Here is an 18,795-nt window from a genome sequence, read left to right on the forward strand (position 1 = left end):
CGCTTCATTCAGTCACGCCGTGTGTGCCTTGTAGGCGGCCTCATCCATCAGGCCGCCGAGTTCGCTCTTGTCCGATATCTTCACTTTGAAAAACCACGCCTTGCCGGCGGCGTCGGAATTGACCAGCGCCGGTTCGGCCGCGAGCGCGTCGTTGACCTCGAGCACTTCGCCGGAAATCGGCGCGTAGACGTCGGAGGCGGCCTTCACCGATTCGACCACGGCGGCGGCTTCCGCCTTTTTCAGGCTGCGGCCGATCTTCGGCAGTTCGACGAACACGACGTCGCCGAGCTGCGACTGCGCATAATCGGTGACGCCGACGGTGGCGACATCGCCCTCGATGCGGAGCCATTCGTGGTCGGCGGTGTACAAGGTCGTCATGGCAATTCCTTCAGCGTTCAGCGTTTGCAGATTCAGCGCTTGTAAGTGTTGGGAACGAAGGGCATGGCGGCGACCCGCAGCGGCAGCCGGGCGCCGCGCAACTCGGCGAACACCAGCGTGCCCGTGGCCGCCTGCGACGACGGCAGGTAGCCCATCGCGACCGGCGCATTGAGGCTGGGGCCGAAGCCGCCCGAGGTGACCGCGCCGATCGGTTCGGAGGACGCCTCACTGGCGAATAAAAGCGCGCCTTCACGCACCGGCGCGCGGCCCTCCGGCCTCAACCCGACCCGGCGGCGCGGGGCGCCTTGTTCGAGCTGCGCCAGAATTTTGTCCGCGCCCGGAAAGCCGCCGGCGCGCGTGCCGCCATGGCGGCGGCTCTTCTGGATTGACCATTCCAGCGCGCCCTCGACCGGCGTGGTCGTGGTGTCGATGTCGTGGCCGTAGAGGCAAAGCCCGGCCTCCAGCCGCAGGCTGTCGCGGGCGCCGAGGCCGATCGGCAGCACGTCGCTGTCTGCCAGCAGTGCCTTGGCCAGGGCTTCCGCCCGCTCGGCCGGAACCGAAATCTCGAAACCGTCCTCGCCGGTGTAGCCCGAGCGCGAGACGAAGCAGTCGATGTTGTCGACGCGCCGCGGTCCGGCGTCCATGAACCGCATCGCCGTTACGTCCGGGCACAATTTGGCCAGGGCCGATTCGGCCTTCGGACCCTGCAGCGCGATCAGCGCGCGATCGCCGAGCGGTTCGATGATGCAGTCGTCCGAAAGCTGCGCGCGCAGATGCGCCTCGTCCTCGGCCTTGCAGGCGGCGTTGACCACCAGGAACAGGTGGCTGCCGAAATTCGCCACCATCAGGTCGTCGAGGATGCCGCCCGCTTCATTGGTGAACTGCGCGTAGCGCTGGCGGCCCGGCGCAACCGCGACGATATCCTGCGGCACCAGCCGCTCCAGCGCCCTGGCCGCATCCTCGACCCGGCCGGATTTCGCCCGCAGCGCGATCTGGCCCATATGCGAGACGTCGAACAGGCCGGCAGACTTGCGGGTATGTAGGTGTTCCCTGAGCACGCCGGCGGCGAACTGCACGGGCATGTCGTAGCCCGCGAACGGCACCATTTTGCCGCCGCAGGCGGCATGCAGCGCATGCAGGGGAGTGGTTTTCAGTGGCGTCTCGGCTTCGCGCGCAAGCATCATGGGGCCCTCGCGGTTCTCGAGGACAATTCCTCGAAAACCTGTCGAAGCCCCATCTGTCGCTGTGCCTGAGAGTATTATCCCGTCGGCGGACGCCTCCCGGAACCGGCCCGGTGGCGTCTCTTTCCAGATGCTAGCAAGTCACGCGGTCCGTTTGCCTGAGAGTTTCCGGGGCGGTTGCTCCTTCGGCGCCGGCGTCTAAGCCGATCTCTCCCGACGTGACTGTCTTGAACAGATAGGAGGAAAACACAGCCGCGCCAAGGCTGTCAACGCAGCCGCAGCATCTATCAACGGTTCCTGTGCTGGTGCGGCAAGCCCCTGATCTCCTGCACACTTTCTGGACACCGCCATCCCCCGCGTCTAAAAGCGTTGCGCCGGGAGAAATGGGCCAATCCCGGGCGATATTGCGATTGGACGGACATGAGCGGCGTTAACGAGATCAGGTCGACTTTTCTGAAATTCTTTGCCGACAACGGCCACGAGATCGTGCCGTCGTCGCCGCTGGTGCCGCGTAACGACCCGACGCTGATGTTCACCAATGCCGGCATGGTGCAATTCAAGAACGTCTTCACCGGCGTCGAAAAGCGGCCGTATCAGCGCGCCACCACCTCACAGAAATGCGTGCGCGCCGGCGGCAAGCACAACGATCTGGACAATGTCGGCTACACCGCCCGGCATCACACCTTCTTCGAGATGCTCGGCAACTTCTCCTTCGGCGACTATTTCAAGGATCGCGCCATTGAGCTCGCCTGGAATCTCGTCACCAAGGAATTCGGCCTGCCGAAGGACAAGCTGACGGCGACCGTCTATGTCGACGACGACGAGGCCTTCAATCTCTGGAAGAAGATCGCCGGCCTGCCGGAGTCCCGCATCATTCGCATCGCGGGCTCGGACAATTTCTGGCAGATGGGCGATACCGGTCCGTGCGGGCCGTGCTCGGAAATCTTCTACGACCACGGCGACAAGATCTGGGGCGGCCCTCCGGGCTCGGCCGAGCAGGACGGCGACCGCTTCATCGAGATCTGGAATCTCGTGTTCATGCAATACGAGCAGCTCGAAGGTGGCGTGCGCAATCTGCTGCCGAAGCCATCGATCGACACCGGCGCGGGGCTGGAACGCGTCGCCGCCGTGTTGCAGGGCCAGCATGACAATTACGACATCGACCTGTTCGTCGCGCTGATCCGCGCCATCGCGGAACTGACCGGCGCCGATCCGAAGGGCGAGCAGAAGGCCTCGTTGCGCGTGATCGCCGACCATCTGCGCGCGTCGTCGTTCTTGATTGCCGACGGCGTGCTGCCCTCGAACGAGGGCCGCGGCTACGTGCTGCGCCGGATCATGCGCCGCGCCATGCGCCACGCGCAGTTGCTCGGCGCCAAGGACCCGCTGATGCATCGGCTGGTCTGGGCCCTGGTGCGCGAGATGGGCCAGGCCTATCCCGAACTGGTGCGCGCCGAAAACCTGATCGAGGAAACCCTGCGGCTGGAAGAGACCCGGTTCCGCAAGACGCTGGAACGCGGCCTGACTATCCTGGAGGAGAAGAGCGAGAGCCTGAAGAAGGGCGACATGTTCGACGGCGATACCGCGTTCACGCTGTACGACACCTATGGCTTCCCGCTCGACCTCACCCAGGACGCGCTGCGCCACCGCGGCATCTCGGTCGACCTCGCCTCCTTCACCGACGCGATGGACCGGCAGCGGGCGAAGGCGCGCGCGGCATGGGCGGGTAGCGGCGATACCGCCAGCGAGAACGTCTGGTTTCCGCTGCGCGAGAAGCTCGGCGCCACGGAGTTTTTGGGCTACGAGACCGAGACCGCCGAAGGCGTGGTCGCGGCGCTGGTGAAGGACGGTAACGACGTTGAGAGCCTGAAGGCGGGCGAGAGCGGCGCCGTCGTCCTGAACCAGACGCCGTTCTATGCGGAGTCCGGCGGCCAGGTCGGCGATACCGGGGTCATGACCGGCGAGGGCGTGCGCTTCCGCGTCACCGATACCCAGAAGAAGGCTGGCGATCTCTTCGTGCATCTGGGCCAGGTCGAGCAGGGCACCCTGAAGCCGGGGACAGCGCTGGCGCTCGAAGTCGATCACATCAGGCGCTCGTCGATCCGCGCCCATCACTCCGCGACGCATCTGTTGCACGAAGCGCTGCGCCAGGTGCTCGGCGACCACATCGCCCAGCGCGGCTCGCTGGTGGCGCCGGATCGCCTGCGTTTCGACTTCGTGCATCCGAAGCCGATCACCCAGGACGAACTCGTCCGCATCGAGGACATCGCCAACGAGGTGGTGCTGGAGAATGAAGAGGTCGTCACCCGGCTGATGGCGGTGGATGACGCCCGCGACGCCGGCGCGCGCGCGCTGTTCGGCGAGAAATACGGCGACGAGGTGCGCGTGGTCTCGATGGGCCGGCAGGCCCGCGAGCACGGCAGCAACGCGCTCGGCTGGTCGGTGGAATTGTGCGGCGGCACCCATGTCAGGCGCACCGGCGATATCGGCCTGATTTCGGTGACCGGCGAAAGCGCGGTTGCCTCCGGCGTCCGCCGCATCGAGGCGCTGACCGGACGCCATGCGCGCAAGCACGCCAATGACAGCATTGCGCTGGCGAAATCGGCTGCCGGCGAACTGCGCACTTCGATCGACGAGATGCCGGCGCGCATCGCGGCCTTGATGGAAGAGCGCAAGAAGCTGGAGCGCGACCTGTCGGATGCGCGCAAGAAGCTCGCAATGGGCGGCGGCGCTTCCGGTTCCAACGGAGCGGCGGCTGCCGCGGGTGTCCGCGAGATCGGCAACGTCAAGCTGATGGCGCGCGCGGTCGAAGGCATCGAGATGAAGGATCTCAAGAGCCTCGCCGACGACGGCAAGAAGCAGCTTGGCTCCGGCGTGGTCGCCATCGTCGGCGTCACCGGCGACGGCAAGGCCGGCGTCGTGGTCGGCGTCACCAGCGATCTCACCTCGCGCTTCAACGCGGTCGATCTCGTCAAGATTGCCTCCGAGGCGCTCGGCGGCAAGGGCGGCGGCGGCCGGCCCGACATGGCGCAGGCCGGCGGTCCCGATGGCGCCAAGGCGGGTGCCGCACTATCGGCCATCGAAAAAGCGATGGGCAGTGCCTGAGCCCATCCACCCGGGGGAGAGCGCGATGCAAGGTTACGATCTGCGCCGCCGGGTTTATGATCTGCTCGAGCACGACAACATTCCCTACACGCCGAGCGCGCGGCTCGCGCATGTGATCATCGGGATCGTCGTCGTCAATGTGTCGGCGATGGTGCTGGCGTCGGTACCGGAGATCGATGCGCGGTTCGGCTGGCTGCTCAGCGCGATCGAGGCGGGGTCGCTCGCGGTCTTTGCCCTCGAATATGCCGCGCGGCTCTGGTGCGTTGCCGGACATGCGCCGTATCGGGAGATGAGCCCGTGGCAAGCCCGCTTTCACTACGCGACCTCCAGCCTCGGCATCATCGATCTGTTGTCGGTGCTGCCGTCCGGCATGGCGCTATTCAGCGGCGAGCGTCCGATGCTGGTGTTGTTCGGCATGCTGCCGTTCTTCAAGCTGGTCCGCTATTCGACGGCGATGCGCTCCTTGCTTGCGGCGGTGCATGCCGAGCGGCGCACATTGTTCGGGTGTCTGGTGATCCTGGTCGGCGCGGTGCTCACCTTCGCGACACTGCTGTACGCGATCGAGCATGAGGTCCAACCCGACAAGTTCGGCACCATTCCGCAGGCGATGTGGTGGGCGATCGTGACGCTCGGCACGGTCGGCTATGGTGACGTTATTCCGGTAACGCCAATGGGCAAGGCTGTGGCCAGTTTCGCCATCGTCGGCGGATTTGTGATGATCGCGCTGCCGGTCGCGATCATTTCCGGCGCCTTCGCCAACGAAGTCCGCCGTCACGACTTCATCGTGACCTGGGGCATGCTGGCCCGGGTGCCGCTGTTTGCACATCTGCGCGCCGTCGAGATCGCCGATATCATGCGGCTGTTGCGCACCCAGACCATCGAGACCGGCGAGATCCTGGTGCGGCGCGGTGAGCCGGCTTCGTCGATGTATTTCATTGCCGCCGGCGAGGTCGAGATCGAGCTGCCGGCGCAGAAGATACGGCTCGCCGACGGCAGTTTCTTCGGCGAGATCGCGCTCCTGCAGCGGACCCAGCGCAGCGGCACCGTCACCGCGCTGCGCAAATCGAACCTGCTGGCGCTGGACGCGCAGGACTTCCATGCCCTGATCGCGCGGGCGCCGAAGCTCGCCGCCCACGTCCAGGAAGTCGTCAAGGCGCGCCTCGCCGAAACGGCGGTGGCGCAGAAGGGCGACATTGCCGCCGACGAACTTACTCAGGCCGCGCAGACGGATGATGACGATGAAGGCGGCGTCGTCGTGTAGTCGGCGAAACGCCGGACTATTTCCTGTCCAGAAACGGTGCGACCACTTCCCGCGTTTCCTTGCTCGGCACGACCGGTACGATCTCGAAGGTCATGCCGAGGTCGCGATTGCTGAGGATCCATTCCTGCAGCAGCCGCGCATCGTCGCATTCCATCAGCTGGAAACAGCGGTCGAAATTGGGTTCGATCCAGCTGCCGACATAGGTCAGCCCTTCCGGGAATTTGATGCCGGGATCGCGAACGCGCCGGTAGACCGGAATCGGGTCGCGGTCTTTGAAGCGCTCGATCACCATGAACAGCACGGAAACCTCACCTTTGCTCGTCATTGCGAGGAGCGTAGCGACGAAGCAATCCGGCGGTAAGACTATGGATTGCTTCGCTTCGCTCGCAATGACGTTGATAGGCCTAAAGTCGTCGCCGGCTCAGGCGGCCATCGCCTTGGTCAGGTTTTCGGCGACCTTGTCGAGGAAGCCCGTGGTCGACAGCCAGCGCTGATCGGCGCCGACCAGAAGCGCGAGGTCCTTGGTCATGAAACCGGCTTCGACGGTATCGACGCAGACCTTTTCCAGCGTCAGCGCAAATTTTTCCAGTTCCACATTGTTGTCGAGCTTGGCGCGATGCGACAGGCCGCGGGTCCAGGCGAAGATCGAGGCGATGGAGTTGGTCGAGGTTTCCTTGCCCTTCTGGTGCTCGCGGTAGTGCCGCGTCACCGTGCCGTGGGCGGCTTCGGCCTCGACCGTGTTGCCGTCCGGCGTCATCAGCACCGAGGTCATCAGGCCGAGCGAGCCATAGCCCTGCGCGATGGTGTCGGACTGCACGTCGCCGTCGTAGTTCTTGCAGGCCCAGACGTAACCGCCCGACCACTTCATCGCGGCGGCGACCATGTCGTCGATCAGGCGATGTTCGTAGGTGATCTTCTTCGCCTCGAACTTGGCCTTGAACTCGTTGTCGTAGATCTCCTGGAAGATGTCCTTGAAGCGCCCGTCGTAGACCTTGAGGATGGTGTTCTTGGTCGAGAGATAGACCGAATAGCCCTTGGACAGGCCCTGGTTCAGCGAGGCGCGGGCGAAATCGGCGATGGAATCGTCGAGGTTGTACATGGCGAGCGCGACGCCGGCGCCGGGGGCCTGGTAAACCTCACGTTCGATCACCTTGCCGTCCTCACCGACGAATTTCATCGTCAGCACGCCCTTGCCCGGGAACTTGAAGTCGGTGGCTTTGTACTGGTCGCCGAAGGCGTGGCGGCCGATGATGATGGGCTTGGTCCAGCCCGGCACCAGCCGCGGCACGTTCTTGCAGATGATGGGTTCGCGGAACACCACGCCGCCGAGGATGTTGCGGATGGTGCCGTTCGGCGACTTCCACATTTCCTTCAGACCGAATTCCTTCACCCGGGCTTCGTCGGGGGTGATGGTGGCGCATTTGACGCCGACGCCGACCTTCTTGATGGCGTTGGCGGCGTCCACGGTGACCTGGTCGTTGGTCTTGTCGCGGTGTTCCATCCCGAGGTCGAAATACATCAGGTTGATATCGAGGAACGGGTTGATCAGCTTGTCCTTGATGTATTGCCAGATGATCCGGGTCATCTCGTCGCCATCGAGTTCGACGACGGGGTTGGTCACCTTGATTTTTGCCATGGCAGGTCGGGCCTTTTCGGAACAGCGCGTTTCGGATGGGGTGGGAAGGTAGCTGGGTCGCTATAGCACCCGGAAACGCGGGCTGGAAGGCGAATGGCAGCACAGATCCGGCTGGTTTTCAGGTGAGGCCGAAACGCCGTTCCAGCCAGCTTCGCGCCTCGCCAGGCGGCATGGCGCGGATCACCGCGGCAGCGCCACTGGGATTCCGTCCGTTCTGAATTTCCGCGATGTGCAGATAGAGCCGGGCGGCACGCCAGTTGTGGTCCGGGTGGCAAAGCTCCAGAATTCTGTCCCAGACCGGTTTGGCATTGCTGGGGGCCGCCGCGAAGCAGGCGCTCCAAAGAATCTCAAGCGCATAGGCCTGGGACGCGCGGGGCTCGATCCCTGATGCCAGCGCAAGGCACTTTTTGAGTTCGCGCTCGGCGAAGTTGAGATGTCCCTGCTTGAATGCCACGCGAAGCGGCCACGCCATCACGGCCACCGTGCCATAGGCGTCTGGACATGATTGCGCTTCACGCGCGGCTTCTTCCAGAATCGACAAGACCAGGCGCTGGTCCGCGTGCTCCGCAACCGAGGCGAGAGCCTGGACGCGATACCACGCATCGGGGCAGGCGCGCGCGGCCTGCAGCGCCTTCCCGGTGTCGGTCGGCGCCAGCTGTCCCGCCCTCCGACGGCCCGTAAGGGACGCACGCGAAGGCGAGGGTGTATGTGGATAGCGCTGTTGCTGCGAAGACATGATGCTTTGTCGCAGCGAGAGGAGATGCGGTTCGCGGCGAGGGCTGCCTCACGCCCAGTATCAGGGCGATCAGAAAGCCGTCTGCGTCGCCGTTCCCGCCACCACGTACCAGGTAACGAACATGCCGCAGATCAGGGCGCCGGGCAGGCTCGAGCCAGTGCGCCGCCAGGTGAATGTCGCGATCACGGCTGCGATCGCCAAGAGCGGCACGAACTGGATGGCGACGATGGTGGAGAGCGGCACGAAGCCGGGATCGGGCAGCGGGTTGAACAGTTTTCCGCCGAGCCAGAGCAGGCCGTATTGCAGGGCCAGGAGCACGATGAAGCCGAGCGTGAGCGCGAGAATATTGGTGAGGTAGAGCGCGCCGCGGCCCAAAGCCATGGTCGAGAAATTCCGGTGCAGCACGTGCAGAGCGATCACGAAAAACGCCGTGAACGGAACCAGATAGATCAGGAAGATCAGAAACTGCTTGGCGCTCATCAGCTTCAAGGTGACGATCCAGAACCGGAAGTCGATCTTGAAGAGGAGATCGGCCAGCCACAGCGCGGCATAGCCGGCGATGATGGTCAGGACCGCGATCACCACCGACTGCAGGACAATGCCGCCGCGGCTGGCGCGCTTCGGCGCGAACGGCATCAGCGCCAGCGCGATCAGCGCGTTGATGACGGCCCAGACCAGGATCTGGTTGGTGATGCCCTGCGGCAGCCAGGCCGACGGTTTGACGAAGGTGCCGCCCAGCGCGAACGCCGGATAATAGGTCAAGGCCGGAATGAAGGCGGACAGGATGAACGCCATGGTCCAGCGGCGGCCGGAAGCGGCAGCATGCGCCGGCATGGTGCCGTCGGCGATCTCGGGCAATCTCAGGCGGGAAAACATCTTGGCTTCCAGCAGGCCGTCGAAGGCGCCGATCACGAGCGCGACAAAACCCAGAAACGCGATCAGGGTGCCGATCTCCTTGCGGAACCAGATCTGGTCGTCGGCCGGCTTCGGCGTGCCGCCCTGCAATGTCTTGGCGAACCAGTCGAGGCTGTAGCCGATCGCCTCGTGCGAAATATGCTCGGCCGGATGGGTGATCGCGGGCGTGTAGAGCACCCGCGCGGTGCCTTGCGCGATGTCGCCATAGACCTTGCCGGGTTCGACCGGCCCTTGGGTACCGAACAGCGCCCAGAGTTTAGGGCTCCTGGTGACGTCGCGGGCGAGTTCGACGCCCCACATCAAATTGGAGAACTCCTCGTATCGGGCGAACACCAGCGCGGCATTGCGCGGCCAGTTCGCGGTGCCCTCGGCGGCGAACGGCTTGCCGGTGGAGGAGCCCTCCAGCACCATCGACTTGTAGTCGTTGGGCATTGCGGTGGCGGCAGCCAGCACGGTCCAGCCGCCCATCGAATGGCCCTCGAGCCCGATATTGTTCTTGTCGACGATGTCGAGGCTGCGCAGGTGCGCGAGTCCGTCCGGCCCGCCGAAGCCGTTGGCGAAAGCCGGCGGATCGCTGTAGCCGTGGCCGGTCTGGTCGAGCGCGAGCACGACATAACCGCGGCGGGCGAACTCGATGGCAAAGCCGTCCTGGGTCTCGCGCGAATTGATGTAGCCGTGGACCGCGAGGATGCCGGGGGCGGGGGTCTGCGCGGTTGCATTGGGCGGGATGTAGAGCAGGGCGCTCATGGTGTTGCCCTTGGCGCCCTTGAAGCGGACGTCCTGGATCTTGATTCCGCCTGATGTCTGGGTGAAGTGCGCGAGCAAGCCGCCGGCCAGAATCAGCACCACGCCGGCAATCGCCAGCGACCATCTGCTGCGCATTGGAGCCTCCCTTGTGCCCTGGCCGTTCGACGGCTTTGCGGTTCGTTTCGATTGTGATTGATAGCCTATCCGAAACCGGAACGCGCGCAAGATGCGGCGATGCCGATGCTACCTGAGGTTTTGGCCGAGAGTTAGATAACGCCGCTAACCCTGTTATTTGACTTGAGAAATCCTGCCCGTCAGGCAATCCAGTACGATTGATCGTGAGGTCTTGGGTGAGGTTCCCCGGAACCTCGTCCAAAACCTTCAGATGTAGAATCAGAAAGTGAAGTGAGATGTCCGGTTCGGGCACCGACAAGACTAAAACCGGCCATGACCTTGCGGGTCCTGTTGTGATCCTAGTCGAGCCGCAGCTCGGCGAAAACATCGGCATGGCCGCGCGCGCGATGGGTAATTTCGGGCTGACGCGCTTGAGAATCGTCAATCCGCGCGACGGCTGGCCGAACGTTCACGCCCGCCGCGCCGCCTCCGGCGCCGACCATATCCTGGACCATGTCGAACTTTACGACACCGTCGAGCAGGCGGTTGCCGACTGCACACTGTTGTTCGCCACCACCGCCCGCGCCCATGACCAGGCCAAGCCGGTGGTGGCGCCGGAAGCCGCCGCGCGGGAGATCGTGGGCGGCATTGCCGGCGGCGGCACGGTCGGCATCCTGTTCGGCCGCGAGCGCTACGGGTTGCAGAACGAGGAGGTCGCGCTCGCCAACCGCATCATCACCTTTCCGGTCAACCCGGGCTTCGCCTCGCTCAACCTGGCGCAGGCGGTGCTGCTGATCGGCTACGAATGGTTCAAACTTTCGACCGCAGGCACGCTGCCGTTCGCGATGCCCGAGCGCTCCGAGCCCGCCTCGCAGCACCAGATGCAGGCGTTCTTCGACAATCTGGTGCGCGAACTCGACAAGGTCGAGTTCCTGCGCCCGGCCGAGAAGCGCGAGACCATGCTGGTCAACCTGCGCAACATCTTCACCCGCATGGACCCGACCAAGCAGGACATGCACACGCTGCACGGCGTGGTGATGGCGATCGCCGAGGGGCGGAAAGGTCCCGCCAAGGGCGGCGTGCTCGACGGCGAACAGGCGACGCGATTGCGCGCGCTGCTCGCCGAGCACGGGCAGGGCGCGCTGCCCTCGGAGAGCGGCACGGTGAGGGGGCTGGCGCGGCTGCTGCGGCGAAACCCGACCGACGCCGAGCGCATTTTGTGGCAGGCCTTGACCACCGACCGCCGCTTCGCCGGCCAGTTCAAGCGCCAGACTCCGGTCGGCCGGCACATTCCGGATTTCGTCTCCTTCGTGCACCGGATCGCGATCGAACTGGTCAACCCCGACGAGACCGAGGTGATCGCCAAGGACCGCGCGATGCGGCAGCAATGGCTGGAGGCGCGCGGCTACCGGGTCGTGAACATGGCCGCCGCCGAGATCGAGGGCGATCTGGCCGCGCAACTCGGCCGGCTGGAGTCGAGCGTGGCGGAAGCGCGGTAGGGTTGTCGTCATTGCGAGCGAAGCGAAGCAATCCATCGGCACCGTATGGATTGCTTCGTCGCTTCGCTCCTCGCAATGACGGCAGGGCGGAGCCTTCGCTCACACCGCCATCAGCTGCGCCGTTGCCTCGCGTTTCGGCTTCTTCACCTTCGAAGGCCCGAACAGCGAACCGGCGGCAAGGGCGGCGGTGTCGGCGACGCCGGGATTGCGCGACACCATCGCGGCGACGATGGCGCCGTCGATCAGCAGCGCGAGCTGATGGGCGAGCACTTTCGGCTCCGCCGCGCCCATCTCGGCCGCGAGTTTCTCCAGATGCGCCAGCACCACCTTCTTGTGGCGCATCGCGATGGCGCGAAACTGCTTCTGGTCCTTGTCGTGCTCGCCGACCGCATTGATGAAGGGGCAGCCGTAGAAGCGTTCCTCGCCGAACCAGTCCTTCAGCGCCGGAAACATTCGCGAAAGCTTGGTCTGCGGGTCGCCGCCGCCAGCTTCCATCGCGCCGATGAACCATTCGCGCCACTGCTTGCCTTCGGTCTCCAGCACGGCGTGCACCAGATTGGTCTTCGAACCGAACAGCTTGTAGAGCGTGGTCTTTGCGGTGCCGGCCTCGTTGATGATGGCGTCGATGCCGGTGGCGTTGATGCCGTTCTTGCAGAACAGCCGCGTCGCGGCGCTGAGCAGGCGTCCGCGCGCCGACTCGTCGTCGCCGGCTGCGAGACTTGCCGCGGTCGAACGCTTCTTCGAAGCAGGTTTGCGCATGCGCTCAGTTAATCGAAATGCGGCGCGATCATCAAGCCGCATCTCGTGCTGCTCAAAATATCCGCGACGAGGCAGCAATTGCATCCGATTTGAGCAGAAGGCTACCGATCGGTTTTCGAGGCCGTGCGGCTTAAGCGGTTTCAGGAATTCGGATTTTGGCTCGATGCGCCGTGTGGCACGCTTCGTGCAGGAAACAGACCGTTCGGTATCCTGACCCTCTAGGGAGAAAACCAATGACCGCGGTCGCTCAAAAAACAGTACTGACGGGCTGCCTTGCCCCGATCGACAAGGACGGGCTGGAACAGCTCATCGTCACCAGCAAAGCCAACCCGAAGGTCATCAAGACCTTGAAATGCAAGACCGTGGCCGAAGGCAAGTTCCGTCACGCCAATTACATCCGCAACCTGCCGCCCTACATCGTCGACGAACCGCCGGGCCTGCTCGGCGACGACACCGCGCCGAATCCGTCGGAGGCTTCATTGGCGGCGCTCGGTTCCTGCCTCGCGGTCGGCCTGCACGCCAACGCGGTGCATCGCGGCTGGATCGTCAACAAGCTCGAACTGCAGCTCGAGGGCGACCTCAACATCACCGCGGTGTGGGGCACCGGCGACGTCAGCGAGAAGCCGGTCGGCTTCACCGACGTGCGGGTCAAGGTCGACATGGTCTGCGAGGGCGTTTCGCAAGCCGAGATCGACGCGCTGGTTACACACGTCAAGAAATGGTCGCCGGTCGCCAACACCTTCACCCGGCCGGTCAATCTCGAAGTCAGCGCGTAGAGGCAACCAGCGTGCAATCGCTTCCCAGAAAACCGGTGCGGAGATTCCGATGAGTCCAGTGGCTGTATCACGTTTGCCGGTCGACGAAGTCGGCGACCCTTCGCCGGCATCGGTCGTCGAAGCGGTTGCTTCGATTGCACGCAAGGACCTCGCGCCGCTCGCCTCTGCGATCGACGAGGGTACGGTCTACCCGGCCGAACTGCTCCGGCGTCTCGGCGACGCCGGGGCCTGGGGCAGTCACCGCCCGAAGGGTGGCGCGGCCGATCTATGCTGCGCCATTCAATCGATCTCGGCGCTCGGCGAGGTGTGCGGCGCCACCGCCTTCATGGCGTGGTGCCAAAACACGCTGGCCTGGTATGTGACCAATTCCGGCAATCCCGCGCTGGTCGCGCGGCTCGCCGACGGCGTTTCGTCGGGCAAAATTCTCGGCGGCACCGGCCTATCCAATCCGATGAAGACCTTCTACGGAATCGAGAAGCTGAAATTGAAGGGACGCAAAGTCGACGGCGGCTATGTCGTGCGTGGCGCGCTGCCCTGGGTGTCCAATCTCGGACCCGATCATCTCTTCGGCACGATCTTCGAGATCGAGGATCAGCCCGGCGAGATCGTGATGTTTCTCGCCGACTGCTCCGATCCCGCGGTCACGTTGACGCCGTGCAAGCCGTTTCTTGCGATGGACGGCACCGGCACCTATGGCGTGCAGTTTCGTGATGCCTTCGTGTCCGACGATTTGATCCTTGCCGCACCCGCCGGTCCGTTCGTGAAGAAGATCCGCGCCGGCTTCATCCTGCTGCAAGCGGGCATGGCGACCGGCCTGATCCGGGATTGCATTGCCATCATGAACGAAGTCGCAGCACCGCTTGGCCACGTCAATCGCTTCCTGCCGCAGCAACCGGTCAATTTCCAGGAGCTGCTGACCGAGCTTGAATTGGAAACCATGCAACTGGCGCGCGATCCCTACAACGCCGACGACAGCTATTGGCGCCGCGTCGTGGCGCTGCGCCTGAGGGCGGGCGATGCGAGCGTCGCCGCCGCGCATGCGGCGATGCTTCACTGCGGCGCGCGGGGTTACCTGAAGAGCCATCGCGCCCAGCGCAGGCTGCGCGAAGCCTATTTCGTCGCCATCGTAACGCCGGCCACCAAGCAGCTGCGCAAGATGATGGCAGAGGCCTGAGTCTTGCAGGCAAGCTTTGCAGGAGAGTGTTGCAAGAGAGGTGTGCAGACAGATTCTTAGAGACATCGGATCGACCCTAACTTTCAACGACGAAAACAGGAGAGGCCTGACATGACGGACGTTCTGATTTCTGCCGGCGAACTCGCCGATCTCGCCACCAGGGAGCCGTGCGTGATCATCGACACGCGCAATCCGGAAGCCTACGGCGCGGGACACATCCCCAATGCCGTCAATGTGCATGAGATCTTCACCTACCTTGCCACCTCCACGCCCGAGGGCATGAGTGAATTGAAGACGAAGTTCGCCGACGCCTTCGGCAAGGCCGGGCTTTCCGGCAAGGAAACCGCCGTCATCTACGAACAGTCGATGAATTCCGGCTTCGGCCAGTCCTGCCGCGGCTATTTCCTGCTGACCATGCTCGGCTATCCCAAGGTCAAGGTGCTGCATGGCGGGTTCGACGCCTGGGCTGCCAAGGGGATGCCGGTCACGACGGAAGTTCCGGCGCCGAAGCCGGCTTCATTCAGCGTCGTGCCGGAAGCCGGCGACATCCTGATCGACGCCAAGACGATGCTGGCCGCGGTCGGCAAGCCCGGCATCGCCCTGCTCGATGTGCGCGATGTCGATGAATGGATCGGCGACAGCTCCTCGCCCTATGGCAAGGATTTCTGCCCGCGCAAGGGACGCATTCCCGGCGCCGTCTGGCTCGAATGGTATCGCATGATGAAGCCGACCGCCGAGGGCCCGCGCTTTAAGTCCAAGGACGAGATCCTGGCCGAATGCGCCACCGTCGGCATCACCCAGAATACCCCGGTCTACCTCTATTGCTTCAAGGGCGCGCGTGCCTCCAACACCTTCCTCGCGCTGAAGAATGCCGGGGTGAAGGACGTGCGGATGTATTTCGGGTCGTGGAACGAATGGTCGCGCGATCCGGCGCTCCCGATCGAGGAAGGCCTGCCGACTGAAGTCAGGCTGACGGAAAAGGCGGCATAGAACCTGCAAGTCTTCGCATCGCCCGGCCGCGCGCAAGCGGCCGGGCGATGAATGCGCCCAGGGCGGCGCTAGCTGTTTGATTATCCCGGTACCCACAAAAAGGAATGGGCATGTCCACCTTCGATGATCCGTTCGATGCCGATCGCAAGCTGTCACGGTCGGGCTGCGTCTGCGGTCAGCACGGCTCCGCAGCCGAGCACGATGCGCTGACGCTGCGCTGCGAGCCGGCGCCGACGGAGGAACAGCGCTACGAGGGCGTCGTGGCCTCCGCCGTGATGCGCGCGATGTTTCCCAAGGACGCCGCGCGGCGGGCTTTCCTGAGATCGGTCGGGGCTTCGACCGCGCTTGCCGCGATCTCGCAATTCTTTCCGCTTCAGGCCGCGACCGAGGTTTTCGCGCAGGCCGGCACACCCGAGAAGAAAGACCTCAAGGTCGGCTTCATCCCGATCACCTGCGCGACGCCGATCATCATGGCCGCACCGCTCGGCTTCTATTCGAAATACGGTCTCAACGTCGAGGTGGTGAAGACCGCCGGCTGGGCCGTGATCCGCGACAAGACCATCAACAAGGAATACGACGCCGCGCACATGCTGGCGCCGATGCCGATCGCGATCTCGCTGGGTCTCGGCGCCAATGCGATCCCGTTCACGGTGCCGGCGATCGAGAACATCAACGGGCAGGGCATCACGCTCGCCATGAAGCACAAGGACAAGCGCAATCCGAAGGACTGGAAGGGCATGAAATTCGCCATTCCGTTCGATTACTCGATGCACAATTACCTGCTGCGCTATTACCTCGCCGAGCACGGCCTCGATCCCGACACCGACGTGCAGCTGCGTTCGGTGCCGCCGCCGGAAATGGTCGCCAACCTCCGCGCCGACAATATCGACGGCTTCCTTGCGCCCGACAACATATGCCAGCGGGCGATCTATGACGGCGTCGGCTTCCTGCACATCCTGTCCAAGGAAATCTGGGACGGCCATCCCTGCTGCACCTTCGCGGCGAGCCGCGAGTTCATTACGCAATCGCCAAACAGCTTCGCGGCGCTGACGCGGGCGATCGTCGACGCCACCGCCTACGCCTCGAAGGCCGAAAACCGCAAGCAGATTGCCGAAGCCATTGCGCCGGCGAACTACATCAACGCCCCGGTCACCGTGCTGGAGCAGGTTCTCACCGGCACCTATGCCGACGGACTCGGCGGCATCAAGACCGACCCCAAGCGCGTCGACTTCGATCCGTTCCCCTGGCAATCCTTCGCGGTCTGGATGCTGACGCAGATGAAGCGCTGGGGCCAGATCAAGGGCGACGTGGACTACAAGTCGGTGGCGGAGCAGGTTTTCCTTGCGACCGATACGGCCAAGGTCATGAAGGAGATGGGCCTGACGCCGCCGGCAAGTTCGTACAAGTCGTTCTCGGTGATGGGCAAGGCCTTCGACGCCGCGAAGCCCGACGATTATCTCGCGAGCTTCAAGATCAGGAAGTCGTCGTAAAGGACACGCGATTTCTCGTGTGCTAGCTAGTCTTTTGTTTTGACGCGTTTTCTTTACGCGAACCGGTGCCCACTTCGCTCGAAAACGCTATGAACGGCGCGCGGCTCAAACACCTGCCTGCCGCGAACGGGCAGGCGCGATCCCGAGCGCCTTCATGCGGGATGCCAGCGTGGTCGGCCTGATGTCGAGCATCGCGGCGGCGCCGCCTGCGCCGAACACCTTGCCGTTGCAGGCCTCGAGGGCGGCCAGGATGTTGGCGCGCTCGTGGTCGCGCATTTCGGCGGACGTCATGACGGCCGGCGGGGGTTCCGCCTGTTGCCGGCCGGAACCGGATGGCGCGTGCGGTCCCGGCATGTCCGGCAGATCGATGCGCAACCGTCCATTTTGCGCAAGGATTGCCGCGCGCTCGATCACGTTCTGCAGTTCGCGGACATTGCCGGGCCAGTCGTAGCGCGACAGCCGCCGCGCGTCGCCTTCGGACAGCCGCAGGTCGGATTTCAACTCCTTGCTCTCGCTCGTCAGGAAGTGCTGGGCGAGCAGCGGAATGTCCTCGCGGCGGTCGCGCAGCGGCACGGATTCCACCGGAAACACGTTGAGCCGGAAATAGAGATCCTCGCGAAACCGGCCGCGCTGCACTTCCTGCTTGAGGTTCCGGTTGGTGGCGGCGATCACGCGCACATCCACGGTGCGGGTGCGCTCTTCGCCGACCCGCTCGAAATTGCCCTCCTGCAGCACGCGCAGCAGCTTGCCTTGCAGTTCCAGCGGGATTTCTCCGACTTCGTCGAGAAACAGCGTGCCGCCGTCGGCGAGCTCGAACCGGCCGATGCGGTCGCGCACCGCGCCGGTGAAGGCGCCCTTGACGTGTCCGAAGAATTCGCTCTCGAACAGTTCGCGCGGAATAGCCGCACAGTTGACGCGGATCAGCGGCCGGTCGCGGCGGCCCGAGGCCTCGTGAATGGCGCGCGCGATCAGCTCCTTGCCGGTCCCGGACTCGCCGGTGATCATGACAGCCGCGGCGGTCGGGGCGACGAGCTTGACCTGGCGCAGCGTCTTCTGGATCGCCGCGCTCTGGCCGATGATCCCGCGCGGATTGGTCTCGATCCGGATTTCTTCCTGCAGATAGGCGTTTTCCAGTTCCAGCCGCTCGCGCAGCCGATCGACTTCGGCGAGCGCGGCGTGCAGCTTTTCATCGGCCTCGCGGCGCTGGCTGACGTCGCGAAACACGATCACCGCGCCGACCACCATGCTGCGGTCGCGGATCGGCGTTGAGGTATATTCGACCCACACCGGCGAGCCGTCCTTGCGCCAGAACACCTCGCCGTCGACGTTGTGCACGGCGCCGTCGCGGAACGCCGCATAGATCGGGCAATCCTCGTCGGGGTAATGACTGCCGTCATGGTGGCTGTGGTGGACGATCGGATGGATCGTCTTGCCGACCAGTTCCTCGGCGGCCCAGCCCAGCATCCGCTCCGCGGCGGGATTGACGAAGGTGGTCTTGCCCTCGGCATTGACGCCATAGATGCCTTCGCCGGCCGCGCGCAGGATCAGCTGGTTCTCCCGCTCGATATCCTGGAACACCCGCTCCACCCGCTGCCATGCGGCGAGCCCGCTGCGCATGTGGTCCTCGGCGGTGGCATCGACATATCGGCGGCGGCGCAGGTCGAGATCGCTCATGGTGAGCAGCACCAGCGAGCGCCCGTCATGCGGCAGCCGCGATCCCATATATTCGAGCCGCAGCGGCTGGCTGGTGGCGTGGCGCGGCGTCAGCGCATTGGTCCAGTACGCGCCCTTGTCGAGCACGGCCTGGGTGAACACGATGAGCGCGGGCAACTGCCCGGCGTGCAGGGCGCTGATCTTGGTTTCCCGCAGCAAGGCCCGGTCGTAGCCGAGCAGGGCGCAGGCGGCCGGATTGGCATCGATGATCTGGTCGGCGTGCGGATCGAGCAGCAGCGTCGGTTCGACCAGATAGTCGAAAGCCAGGGTGCGCAGATCGGCGTCGCGGACGGCTCCGGCAAAAGGTTGCGGCGCCAGCTCCAT

Annotated in this window: 15 protein-coding genes and 1 riboswitch; of the genes, 7 read left to right on the plus strand and 8 right to left on the minus strand. The window is 64.4% G+C overall.

Annotated elements, in window-relative coordinates; genetic code table 11:
* Positions 1-12 precede the first annotated feature (12 nt).
* Complete coding sequence (gcvH, locus tag KMZ29_RS10595; protein ID WP_215605986.1) at positions 13-378, minus strand: glycine cleavage system protein GcvH; 366 nt, start codon at positions 376-378, stop codon at positions 13-15.
* A gap of 32 nt (positions 379-410) precedes the next feature.
* Positions 411-1,559 (minus strand): glycine cleavage system aminomethyltransferase GcvT, encoded by a 1,149-nt coding sequence (gene gcvT / locus KMZ29_RS10600; protein ID WP_215624220.1) that lies wholly within the window; start codon positions 1,557-1,559, stop codon positions 411-413.
* 136 nt (positions 1,560-1,695) lie between these two features.
* A riboswitch (glycine riboswitch) is annotated at positions 1,696-1,786 on the minus strand.
* 193 nt (positions 1,787-1,979) lie between these two features.
* Between gcvT and alaS the strand changes: the two genes are divergently transcribed.
* Both alaS and KMZ29_RS10610 read left to right on the plus strand, forming a co-directional pair.
* Positions 1,980-4,661, plus strand: a complete 2,682-nt coding sequence (gene alaS, locus KMZ29_RS10605; RefSeq protein ID WP_215623639.1) for an alanine--tRNA ligase — start codon at positions 1,980-1,982, stop codon at positions 4,659-4,661.
* 25 nt (positions 4,662-4,686) lie between these two features.
* Positions 4,687-5,922 carry a cyclic nucleotide-gated ion channel gene (locus KMZ29_RS10610; protein WP_215623640.1) on the plus strand — a complete coding sequence of 412 codons (1,236 nt, stop codon included), beginning with the start codon at positions 4,687-4,689 and terminating at the stop codon, positions 5,920-5,922.
* Positions 5,923-5,938: 16 nt separating this feature from the next.
* Here the strand turns inward: KMZ29_RS10610 and KMZ29_RS10615 are convergent, their stop codons facing one another.
* The 4 genes from KMZ29_RS10615 to KMZ29_RS10630 all read right to left on the minus strand — a co-directional run bounded on the left by KMZ29_RS10615 (position 5,939) and on the right by KMZ29_RS10630 (position 10,091).
* A complete protein-coding gene (locus KMZ29_RS10615; RefSeq protein ID WP_215624221.1) occupies positions 5,939-6,223 on the minus strand; it encodes a DUF3303 domain-containing protein in 285 nt (94 codons plus the stop codon).
* Between the two features lie 120 nt (positions 6,224-6,343).
* Positions 6,344-7,558: an NADP-dependent isocitrate dehydrogenase gene (locus tag KMZ29_RS10620; RefSeq protein ID WP_215623641.1), complete on the minus strand. Its 1,215-nt coding sequence runs from the start codon at positions 7,556-7,558 to the stop codon at positions 6,344-6,346.
* A gap of 118 nt (positions 7,559-7,676) precedes the next feature.
* Positions 7,677-8,294 (minus strand): hypothetical protein, encoded by a 618-nt coding sequence (locus tag KMZ29_RS10625; RefSeq protein WP_215623642.1) that lies wholly within the window; start codon positions 8,292-8,294, stop codon positions 7,677-7,679.
* Between the two features lie 69 nt (positions 8,295-8,363).
* Positions 8,364-10,091 carry an alpha/beta hydrolase family protein gene (locus tag KMZ29_RS10630; RefSeq protein ID WP_215623643.1) on the minus strand — a complete coding sequence of 576 codons (1,728 nt, stop codon included), beginning with the start codon at positions 10,089-10,091 and terminating at the stop codon, positions 8,364-8,366.
* 275 nt (positions 10,092-10,366) lie between these two features.
* Here KMZ29_RS10630 and KMZ29_RS10635 point away from each other — a divergent pair, with 275 nt between their 5' ends.
* Positions 10,367-11,569 carry a TrmJ/YjtD family RNA methyltransferase gene (locus KMZ29_RS10635; protein WP_215623644.1) on the plus strand — a complete coding sequence of 401 codons (1,203 nt, stop codon included), beginning with the start codon at positions 10,367-10,369 and terminating at the stop codon, positions 11,567-11,569.
* Between the two features lie 99 nt (positions 11,570-11,668).
* Here KMZ29_RS10635 and KMZ29_RS10640 read toward each other — a convergent pair whose 3' ends face one another.
* Entirely contained in the window at positions 11,669-12,328 is a 660-nt protein-coding gene (locus KMZ29_RS10640; protein WP_215623645.1) for a TetR/AcrR family transcriptional regulator, read from the minus strand.
* 233 nt (positions 12,329-12,561) lie between these two features.
* Between KMZ29_RS10640 and KMZ29_RS10645 the strand changes: the two genes are divergently transcribed.
* The 4 genes from KMZ29_RS10645 (at position 12,562) to KMZ29_RS10660 (ending at position 16,758) form a co-directional block, all read left to right on the plus strand.
* Complete coding sequence (locus KMZ29_RS10645) at positions 12,562-13,104, plus strand: OsmC family protein (RefSeq protein WP_215612519.1); 543 nt, start codon at positions 12,562-12,564, stop codon at positions 13,102-13,104.
* Between the two features lie 49 nt (positions 13,105-13,153).
* Complete coding sequence (locus KMZ29_RS10650) at positions 13,154-14,278, plus strand: acyl-CoA dehydrogenase family protein (RefSeq protein ID WP_215623646.1); 1,125 nt, start codon at positions 13,154-13,156, stop codon at positions 14,276-14,278.
* Between the two features lie 111 nt (positions 14,279-14,389).
* A complete protein-coding gene (locus KMZ29_RS10655) occupies positions 14,390-15,268 on the plus strand; it encodes a sulfurtransferase (RefSeq protein WP_215623647.1) in 879 nt (292 codons plus the stop codon).
* Positions 15,269-15,378: 110 nt separating this feature from the next.
* A complete protein-coding gene (locus KMZ29_RS10660) occupies positions 15,379-16,758 on the plus strand; it encodes a CmpA/NrtA family ABC transporter substrate-binding protein (protein ID WP_215623648.1) in 1,380 nt (459 codons plus the stop codon).
* Positions 16,759-16,863: 105 nt separating this feature from the next.
* Here KMZ29_RS10660 and KMZ29_RS10665 read toward each other — a convergent pair whose 3' ends face one another.
* Positions 16,864-18,795, minus strand: a complete 1,932-nt coding sequence (locus KMZ29_RS10665; RefSeq protein ID WP_215624222.1) for a sigma 54-interacting transcriptional regulator — start codon at positions 18,793-18,795, stop codon at positions 16,864-16,866.

It is taken from the genome of Bradyrhizobium sediminis (genome assembly GCF_018736085.1).
Lineage (GTDB): Bacteria > Pseudomonadota > Alphaproteobacteria > Rhizobiales > Xanthobacteraceae > Bradyrhizobium > Bradyrhizobium sediminis.